The organism is Aureimonas altamirensis, assembly GCF_001463885.1.
Classification (GTDB): domain Bacteria; phylum Pseudomonadota; class Alphaproteobacteria; order Rhizobiales; family Rhizobiaceae; genus Aureimonas; species Aureimonas altamirensis.
The window spans coordinates 373,387-382,702 of record NZ_BBWQ01000018.1; the positions used below are offsets into that span (position 1 = coordinate 373,387).

A 9,316-nucleotide genomic window follows, 5' to 3' on the forward strand; every position below is an offset into this window, starting at 1 on the left:
CCCCAAAGCGCGGCGGACAGCCGCGCCGTTCGCGGCCCATACGACAAAGGGTGGAAACGGATCAGATGGCTGATATCCAGGTTGGCGGTTTTCCGGGCATCGACCCGACCTGGTCTTCCAGCGACAAGGACATGATCACGACAGGGCTCGGCGCCAGCCGGGTCTGGGCCACACTCGGCCACGGCATCGTCAACGAGGTCTATTGGCCGTCCACCGGGCGCCCGCAGATCCGCGACCTCGGCTTCATCGTCCGGCACAAGGGTGGCTGGACCGAACTCAAGCGCGTCGATACCTATCTCTTCTCGCTGCCCAAACCCTATATCCCGCTGCCGGCCGTGGTGCATGAGGGCGAGCATTATCGGCTCGAACTCGAAGTCCTGCCGCATCCCCTGCGCGATTGCCTCCTTATCCGCTATGCGCTGTCGGGCGTCGATGCGAGGCTCTATGTGCTTCTTGCGCCCCATCTCGATGGCGCCCGCGACAACGATGCGATGGCCGGCGCCGATCTGTCGGCCAGCCACAATTCCACGTCGCTTTGCCTGCGTGCCGATGGTGGTTTCCTGCGCACCAGCGCCGGGTTTGTCGGCACCTCCGATGGCTGGCAGGACTTCTCAGCCAATGGCCAAATGAGCTGGACCTATCCCGAGGCGCGTGGCGGCAATGTTGCGCTGACAGGCGAACTCGCCTCGGACAATGGCATTCTCGCCCTCGGTTTTTCCGGAACGATCGAGGGGGCGCGCACGCTCGCCCGGTCCAGCCTGGCCGACTCCTACGAGGAAAGCCGCGACATCTTCATGACGAGTTGGGAGGACTGGGCCGGCAACCTTCGCATCCCCTATGCCTCGCCCGAGCTCGAGGAAGCCGCCCGCCGCTCTGCCATGGTCATCAAGTGCCATGAAGACCGCACCTATGCCGGCGCCATGGTGGCCAGCCTTTCCGTGCCCTGGGGCTACAGCCACGACGATGCCGGCGGCTACCACCTCGTCTGGACGCGCGACGCTGTCGAGGCCGCCTTCGCGTTAATCACCGTCGGGCTCTATGACGATGCCGGCCGGACGCTCGACTACCTCATAGGCACCCAGGCCGAAGACGGCAGTTGGGCGCAAAACTACTTCCCCGATGGCCGCGGCTACTGGAGCGGCAAGCAGATGGACGAGGTTGCGCTTCCCGTCATGCTGGCGGCAAAACTGCGGGCCGTCGGCCACCTCACCAACTCTCCGCCCGAAGAGGCCATGGTGCGCAGCGCCATACGCTTCATCGTCCACAATGGCCCGATGAGCGATCAGGACCGCTGGGAAGAAAACGCCGGCGCCAGCCCCTTCACCCTCGCCATGCTGATCGTCGCACTGGTGGTCTCGGCCGACTATTTCAGCGACGAGGATCGCGACTATATCCTCTCCCTCGCCGATAGCTGGAACGAGCGTATCGAGGAGTGGACCTATTCGGTCGATGGCCATCTCGGCGCCGACCTCGGACTGCCCGGCTATTACATTCGCCTCGGCCCGCGCACCTGCGACGGCGGCATCGACGGCATCATCAGCCGCCGCAATGTGCAGCACGGCGAAACGCCTGCGGGCGATCTCATCGGCCTGGAATTCCTGTACCTGGTGCGCACCGGCCTGCGTGCCGCCGACGACAGGCGCATCGTCGATACGGTCAGGCTGATCGATGACAGGCTGCGCGTCGAACTGCCCACCGGCATTGCCTATTACCGCTACAATGGCGACGGCTATGGCGAGCATGAGGACGGCGCCCCATTCGATGGTCTGGGCATAGGCCGCCCCTGGCCGCTGCTTGCCGGCGAGCGTGGGCACTACGCGGCGCTGAGCGGGGAAGACCCGATGCCCTATCTCAATTCCATGCTGCGCATGGTGGGTAAAGGCGGGCTGATCCCCGAACAGGTCTGGGATGGCGAAGCCATGCCCGAACGTGGCCTTATCCCCGGCAAGCCTTCGGGCAGCGCCATGCCCCTCGTCTGGGCCCATGGTGAGCTTCTGAAGCTGCTGGTCACGCAGAACACCGGCCGCCCTGCCGAACTATTCGACGCAATCGCTTCCCGTTACGCAGGCAAACGGCCTGCGGCGGCAATCTGGCACTGGCGGGAAACAAGCCCCTTCGCGTCCATCGCAGCGGGCAAGGCAATTTCCATAGAAGCCGATGCGCCCTTTACGTTGCACTTCGGCTTCGATGGTTGGGATGGGGCCCAGAACCGTGACTCCACCATCAACGGTTTCGGTATGCACTGCGTGTTGCTGACGGCCGCCGACCTTGCCGGGCGCAAGGCGCTCGACTTCACCTTCCGCGATGGCAATGGCAGGTGGAAGGGGCAAGACTTTTCCATTGCGCTCCGGGCCTAAACAACCAGCTTTTCATCCGTCCACAGCGCAAACCCGCCCTTGAAGGCGTTGGCATTGTCGCCGCGTCTGGCCTTGGGGGGCAAATCGTCCAGATGGTCGACATTGCCACCGCCGATCACGACATAGTCCGGCTGCAGCGCCGCCGTCAGCGCTTCGACGGCGTCGAACACATGCCGCTGCCACTTCTTCTGCCCGCGCTTTTCCAGGCTCGCTTCGCCGAGATAGTCCTCAAAGCTCCGCCCCTTCTTGTAGGGCAGGTGCGCCAGCTCCATGGGCTGGGCGACATTCTCGACGATCATTGCCGCACCAAGCCCGGTGCCGAGCCCCAGAAACAGCATGCGGCCGCCATCATAGCTGCCGATCGCCTGCATCAGCGCATCGTTGATGATCCGCACCGGCTTGCCGAGGTGTGTTTCGAAGTCGAACCCGACCCAGCCCGGTGCGAGGTTGTGAGGCTCCGACAGGATCCTGTTGTGCACCACGGGCCCTGGATAGCCCATGGAGATGACGTCGAAATCGAGCCCATCCCACAAGGTTTCCAGGGCGGCAGACATGGTCTCGGCATCCATGGCCGGGCCCGAAACGATCTTGCGCACCGGGCCGCCGGAATTGGCCAGGATCTTCACATGCGAGCCGCCGATATCGACGGCCAGAACTTTTTTGTCCTCCATCATCATGCCTCCGGGTCCACCCACCCGCCCGGCGGCTCGAACCCCCGCATGGCAGCCTTTGGGCCCCATGTGCCGGGCTTGTAGCGTGCCGGTGGCTCGGGATCGTCGAGGATGGGGTCGAAGATGCGCCAGGCCAGTTCCGCTGCGTCCTGCCGCGTAAAGAGTTGCCTTTTGCCGTCCATTGCGTCGCCGATCAGCCGTTCATAGGGCATCATGTCGTCGGTCGTGTCGTCGAGCGCGGTAAGCTCCACCGCCTCGCCCACCATATCTCCGCCCGCCTTCTTGCGGCGGACACCGATGCCGGTCACCACTTCCGGCCCCAGGCGGAAGCGCACGTAATTGGCCTGGTTCTTCGGAAAACCATCGAAGACGGCAATCGGCGGCCGACGGAAGCGCACGATCACTTCCGTTGCCTTGACCGGCATTTCCTTGCCGGCCCGGATGTAGAAGGGCACGCCCTCCCAGCGCCAGGTATCGACGGCAAAGCGCAGCGCGGCAAAGGTTTCGCGCGCGGACTTCGGCGCAACGCCCGGCTCGTTGAGATAGCCGTCGAACTGGCCGCGTACGACATCCTCTTTCCGAAGCGGCCGAATGGCCTTCAGCACCTGTACCTTCTCGTCGCTGAGATCGTCGGATTCGCTGTTGACCGGCGGCTCGACGGCAAGCAGCAGCAGCACGTTGAGAAGATGGTTCTGCACCACGTCGCGGATGGCCCCGACCTCGTCGTAGAAACGCCCGCGACCTTTGACGCCGAAATTCTCGGCCATGGTCACCTGCACGCTCTCGACATAGTTGCGGTTCCAGATCGGCTCGATGAAAGCGTTGGCGAAGCGGATGTAGAGAAGGTTCTGGATCGCTTCCTTGCCGAGGAAGTGGTCGATGCGGAACACCGCATCTTCTTCGAACACCTTGTGCAAAGTGGCGTTCAGCGCTTGCGCCGAAGCCAGGTCGCGGCCGAATGGCTTTTCGACCATCAGCCGCGCGCCCTTGGCGATCCCGGCCGCCTTCAGCCCATCCGCCACCGTGCCGAACAGCGAGGGTGGTATGGCAAGATAATACAGCGGATGCTTGTGGTTGCCCAAAGCGGCGCGCAGCTTCTCGAAGGTCGCTTCCTGCTTATAGTCACCGGACACATAATGCAGGAGGCCCTGAAGCTTACCGAACACGGCCTCGTCCACCGTGCCGAATTGCTGGGTCACCGCATCGCGCGCCCGCTCCACCAATTGCTCGATCGTCCAGTCATCGAGCGCCACCCCGACAACCGGTTTGTCGAGGTGCCCGCGCCGGACCAATTGGTAGAGCGAGGGCAGGATCATCTTATGAGCGAGATCGCCCGTTACGCCGAAGACGACAAGGGCGTCCGAGGAAGTCCTGCGCATGGCTGCCCCTCACTGCTTTTCGTTGTGCCCGCCAAAGGCGTAGCGCATGGCCGAGATCAGCTTGTTGGCATATTCGTCACCATCGCGGGATGCGAAGCGCCCGAAGAGCGCAGAGGACAGGACCGGCGCGGGCACGCCGGTCTCGACGGCCGCCCGCAGCGTCCAGCGCCCCTCGCCCGAGTCCGAAACCTTGCCTCCGAATTGCGCCAGCTCCGGGTCGGCCTTCAGTGACGACGCGGTCAAATCCAGCAGCCACGAACTGATGACACTCGCGTGCCGCCACACTTCGGCGACGCCGCCGACATCGATATCGAACTGATAATATTGCGGATCATGAAGGGGCGCGGTTTCCGCATCCGCGGCGCGTGCCTTGCTGCCGGCATCGGCAGCCTTCAGGATGTTGAGCCCTTCGGCATAAGCCGCCATCAGCCCATATTCGATGCCGTTATGCACCATCTTGACGAAATGGCCGGCACCGCTTGCCCCGCAGTGGAGGTACCCGAGCGGCGCGGTGTCGCCCGAACCCGGCTCGGCACCATTGCCGTCCTTGCCAGGCGCCAGCGACGCGAAGATCGGCTCCAGCCGCGCAAAGCTTTCCCTGGGGCCACCGATCATCAGGCAATAGCCGCGCTCGAGCCCCCACACCCCGCCGCTCGTGCCTACATCGACAAAGCCGATCTCTTGGGACGCGAACTCGGCCGCCAGGTCCACGGCATCCCGGTAGTAGGAATTACCGCCGTCGATGATCGTATCGCCCGGCTGCAGATGCCCGGCCACTTCGCGGGCGATCTTCCCGGTAATGGCGGCAGGCAGCATAAGCCAGACAGCGCGGGGCGCCTCAAGCTTGCCGATCATCTCGGCCATGGAGCCGGCGCCGATCGCGCCTTCCTTTTCGAGCGCCGCGACATTCTCCGCGCTGACATCGTAAACGACGCATTCGTGCCCGGCCTTGATCAGCCGCCGCACCATATTGGCGCCCATCCGGCCCAGACCCACCATTGCTATCTGCATTGCCTGCTCCATGAAACCAGACCGCTCGCTTGGAAAGCGAGAAGCGCCACTTGGCGTTGCATAGGATACGTACCCCATTTTTCGTCAAGCGACGCAGGTTTCATCGCCTCGAAGATGACGGTCGTATTCAGACCGATGTCTCGAAGCCCGTGCGCTTGGCAGGCGTTAGTGGTCCGGCCGACGCCGCAAGGAAAACGCGTCAGGGAAGCAACGTCTCGAAAGCATCACCAAGGACGGTGAAAAGGTTTTCTGATCAACGATCTGCTCATCCTATAGTTGACGCGTGACGATCGGTCGCTGGTCTTCAGGCTCCCCCGTCCCAGCTTAAGCCCCGTTGCGCCGCACAATGGCGGCGGCCCGGCCCAAATCAGTCGGGAGTGGAGGTTTAGGCAGTATGACCACCCGTGAAAATAAGCTTATCAGCGGTTCCGGCCTGGAACGCGGCGCCGTCAGCCTGGACTCGTTTGCGGATGATGAACTCAGCCTCCTGGCGCGATTGCATGAACGTGGGAAGGTGAAACTGGTCGGAACTCCAGGAGCCACCCCCTATGTCGTCGTCGTTCGCGACGCGGCCTGATTGCGGGTCATGGCCCACACTCCCAGCGCGGTGGCAAGCAGCAGGAAGGTCACCATCGCCGCGACGGCCAGATAGGCATTATCGAACGCGGACCGGGCCAGCGCGGCCAGGATCTCCGCTTCCCCCGCCGGCAGAAGCTCCGCGGCGATGAGCGCTTCGTCCAGACTGTCCATGACGGTCATGTCTCCGGTCAGCCCCTGAGGCAGCGCCAGGCTTGCCGTATAGACCAGTGACATCAGGCTTCCGATCATCGCAACGCCGATGGCCCCGCCGAGTTCGTAAGACACTTCCTCTACCGATGCGGCCATGCCGGCCCGGCTTTCCGGCGCACTCATCATGATCGTGCTGGATGCCGCGGTCATCGCTGCACCGATACCGAACCCCATGACCGCCAAGGCTCCAAGCCAAATGGATGCAGCACCGCCGAAGCTGAATATGTACAGCGCCAGGCCGAGGCCCGCGACGCCGAGGGAAAGCCACAAGGTGCGGTCAGCCCCCAGTTTCGGCAGGGCAAGCCCGGCCAATGGACCTGCAATAAAGGCAGCGGCCGGGATCGGCAGGATAAGCAATCCGGCCTGCAGCGGAGAATAGCCGAGAACGAGTTGGAGTCGCTGGCTGAGAATGAGTTCGATTCCGACAAGTGCTGCGGCGGTGGCCATTGCGGTCGCAACGCCGGCAGAGAACCGTGGGATGCGGAACAGCGAAAAATCGATCAGCGGCGCAGGGCTGCGTCGCTGCCTGCGGACGAAGAGCGCCATGGCGACAACGCCAACGACAGCGCCCGCCACGACAGCTTCCCACGTTGCCTCGCGCCGGCCCGCCTCTTTGATGGCAAAGGCAAGGGCGATCAAGGCCACCATGATCTGCGCCGATGCCACGATATCCCATTTGCGGCTGCTATCGCCGCGCCGCGCCGGTACCATCAGGTACCCAAGGACAAATGCCACGGCAACGACCGGCACGTTGATGAGGAAAACCGATCCCCACCAGAAATACTCCAGCATCACGCCGCCGATGACGGGGCCGAAGGCTGCGCCGCCGGAGGCAACCGCAGCCCATATGCCGATTGCGAAAGAGCGTTCGTCATCATCGGTAAAGGTCAGGCGGATAATCGACAGCGTGGCTGGCATCATCATCGCAGCACCGACGGCCAGCAGCGCCCGCGCTGCGATCAGGGCTTCCGGCGTCGGCGAATAGGCTGCACACAAGGATGCGATGCCGAAGACGATGAGGCCCGACAGAAACAGCCGTCGATGACCCAACCGGTCGCCAAGGGTGCCCAGCCCCGGCAGGAGGCCCGCAACGACGAGCGGATAGGCGTTGACGATCCATAATTTCTGAGACGCACTGGCGGCCAGATCATGTGTCAGCCGCGGCAGGGCCGTGTAGAGTACCGTCATGTCGACGACAATCAGGAACAAGGCGCTGGATACGATCGCAAGAACAAGCCAGCGATTGCCGGTAGCCATCTGGGTAAACCCTTATCATGCCCTCGCTCCGCCATGGATTGCGATCGGGTCAGCGGCAATATAAATACGTGCGTATGGAAATAAAGAGGCAATATGGCCGGCAGACCCAGAACGATCGACAGGGACAAGGTTCTCGACGCCGCGGAAGCCGTCGTTCAACGCACCGGCGCGTCCGGATTGACGATAGAGGCGGTCGCCCGCGAAGCCGGGATCACCAAGGGGGGCGTGCAATACTGCTTCGGCTCGAAGGACAGTCTCATCAACGCCATGTTGCAGCGGTGGTGCGAGGGGTTCGACGCGGCCGTGCATCGGCTTGCCGGGCCGCAGGCCGATGCCATTGCCACCTTGCGCGGCCATGTCGAGGCAAACCGGAAGACGGACGCGGCAGAGCATTCGCGATCCTCCGCAATGATGGCGGCCTTGCTGCAGACGCCATCCCAGATCGCGGAAACGCGCGCCTGGTACACAAGCCGCCTCGCCGGCCTTGATGTGGCGAGTGAGGAAGCCCGTCGGGTGCGTCTTGCCTTTCTGGCATCCGAAGGCGTGTTCTATCTCCGCGCCTTCGATCTCGTCGCGTTGGACGACGCAGAATGGTCCGATATCCTCGACGACATATCCGCCTTGTCGGACGGCCGATAGCTGACCTGACCCAGCATCCAGTCGACGAAGTCGGCAACCAGCGCGTCGCCTGCGGCGGCAACCGGCGTAACGAGGTAATAGGCGCCCGGCCCGCTCCATGGTGGATTGGGCAAGGCTTGAAGTTCGCCCCGGACCAGTTCCCGTTCGATCAGGAATGTCGGAACCAGCGCGATGCCCATACCGGCAACCGCCGCTTGGCTCGTCATCGCGAACTGGTCGAACATCGGCCCACGATAGGGGTATGGATGCTCCGCGCCCACGGACGCAAACCATTGCTGCCAGATGTGTGGACGCGTTGCCTGCTGCAGCAGCGTGGCATGCTGAAGATCGTCCACATGCTTCACGTGATTTGCCCTCAGATAGGCCGGGCTTCCGACCGCCACGATCTGCTCGCGACATAGAAAGGTGACATCGCCGTTGGGCCACGCCGGCGCGCCGTAATGAATGGCGACGTCCACCGACCGTTCGACCATGTCGAATGGCTTGGGTTCAGTGGTGAGTTCGACAGTCACGCCGTCATGCCGTGCAATGAAAGCCGGCAGCCTCGGAATAAGCCATCGTGACGCGAAGGTGGGAAGGACGGCGATCCGCAGTGTCCGCTGGCTCCCCACGGACGACACGATCGCGTGGGTCGCCTTTTCGCAATCGTCCAGGATGCGACGCGCCGACAGCAGAAAGCGCTCGCCATGCGGCGTCAGGGCAACGCCCCCCGGCAAGCGGATGAACAATTGGACGCCGAGCGTATCCTCGAGTTGCCGCACCTGTTTGCTCACCGCGCTTTGGGTCAGGCTCAGCTCTCTGCCGGCAGTGGTGAAGCTGCCGTGACGCGCTGTAGCCTCGAAGGCGCGCATCTCCTGAAAGGATGGCATCAGACTTCGTGGGAGCAACATCGACAAGACCTCGGGAGACGCGGAGCGCTTGCCCGATATACTCCAGAGGCGACGCATCATTCCAGTTCGGAATAGCGTCTTTACATCCAACGTTTAGCTTTTTTCGCCTATCACGCGAAGGGTTCCGCGGTCCCTTCCCCGCCTTACGGGATTTGAGGGGGTGCCTTTTCGCGCATCCGACTTGAGGTAGACCTCAACGCGAACGGCTTCGCTTTCGCGTCTTGGCTTTTGATGGAGTACAAACGCGAACGGCCCCGCTTTGGGGCGGGGCGTTTTGTGATGCGTGTGTTTCTGTATGATGTATTGGGAAGCTGGTTTGTTGT

Annotated in this window: 8 protein-coding genes; 3 read left to right on the plus strand and 5 right to left on the minus strand. The window is 63.0% G+C overall.

The features are described 5' to 3' along the window. The first annotated feature begins 65 nt into the window (after positions 1-65). Complete coding sequence (locus AUL31_RS14555; RefSeq protein WP_073469264.1) at positions 66-2,357, plus strand: glycoside hydrolase family 15 protein; 2,292 nt, start codon at positions 66-68, stop codon at positions 2,355-2,357. Here the strand turns inward: AUL31_RS14555 and AUL31_RS14560 are convergent. The 3 genes from AUL31_RS14560 to gnd are packed head-to-tail and all read right to left on the minus strand — an operon-like array spanning position 2,354 to position 5,418. Beyond that, entirely contained in the window at positions 2,354-3,031 is a 678-nt protein-coding gene (locus AUL31_RS14560; protein WP_409359972.1) for an ROK family protein, read from the minus strand. The genes AUL31_RS14555 and AUL31_RS14560 overlap by 4 nt on opposite strands. Beyond that, complete coding sequence (gene zwf, locus AUL31_RS14565) at positions 3,031-4,407, minus strand: glucose-6-phosphate dehydrogenase (protein WP_060608018.1); 1,377 nt, start codon at positions 4,405-4,407, stop codon at positions 3,031-3,033. The genes AUL31_RS14560 and zwf overlap by 1 nt, the downstream gene beginning before the upstream one ends. Before the next feature lie 9 nt (positions 4,408-4,416). Continuing rightward, complete coding sequence (gene gnd, locus AUL31_RS14570; RefSeq protein ID WP_060608188.1) at positions 4,417-5,418, minus strand: phosphogluconate dehydrogenase (NAD(+)-dependent, decarboxylating); 1,002 nt, start codon at positions 5,416-5,418, stop codon at positions 4,417-4,419. A gap of 394 nt (positions 5,419-5,812) precedes the next feature. Between gnd and AUL31_RS20355 the strand changes: the two genes are divergently transcribed. Beyond that, positions 5,813-5,995, plus strand: coding sequence for a hypothetical protein (locus AUL31_RS20355; protein WP_143190216.1), 183 nt, complete (start codon positions 5,813-5,815; stop codon positions 5,993-5,995). Here the strand turns inward: AUL31_RS20355 and AUL31_RS14575 are convergent. After that, entirely contained in the window at positions 5,965-7,464 is a 1,500-nt protein-coding gene (locus AUL31_RS14575; RefSeq protein ID WP_060608021.1) for an MFS transporter, read from the minus strand. The genes AUL31_RS20355 and AUL31_RS14575 overlap by 31 nt on opposite strands. 93 nt (positions 7,465-7,557) lie before the next feature. On the opposite strand from AUL31_RS14575, the gene AUL31_RS20035 reads away from it, so the two are divergent. After that, on the plus strand, positions 7,558-8,103 hold the full coding sequence (locus AUL31_RS20035; protein WP_073469262.1) for a TetR/AcrR family transcriptional regulator: 546 nt from the start codon (positions 7,558-7,560) through the stop codon (positions 8,101-8,103). Here the strand turns inward: AUL31_RS20035 and AUL31_RS14585 are convergent. Continuing rightward, entirely contained in the window at positions 8,013-8,972 is a 960-nt protein-coding gene (locus tag AUL31_RS14585; protein ID WP_060608027.1) for a LysR family transcriptional regulator, read from the minus strand. The two genes, AUL31_RS20035 and AUL31_RS14585, sit on opposite strands and share 91 nt — an antisense overlap. Between the last annotated feature and the right edge of the window lie 344 nt (positions 8,973-9,316).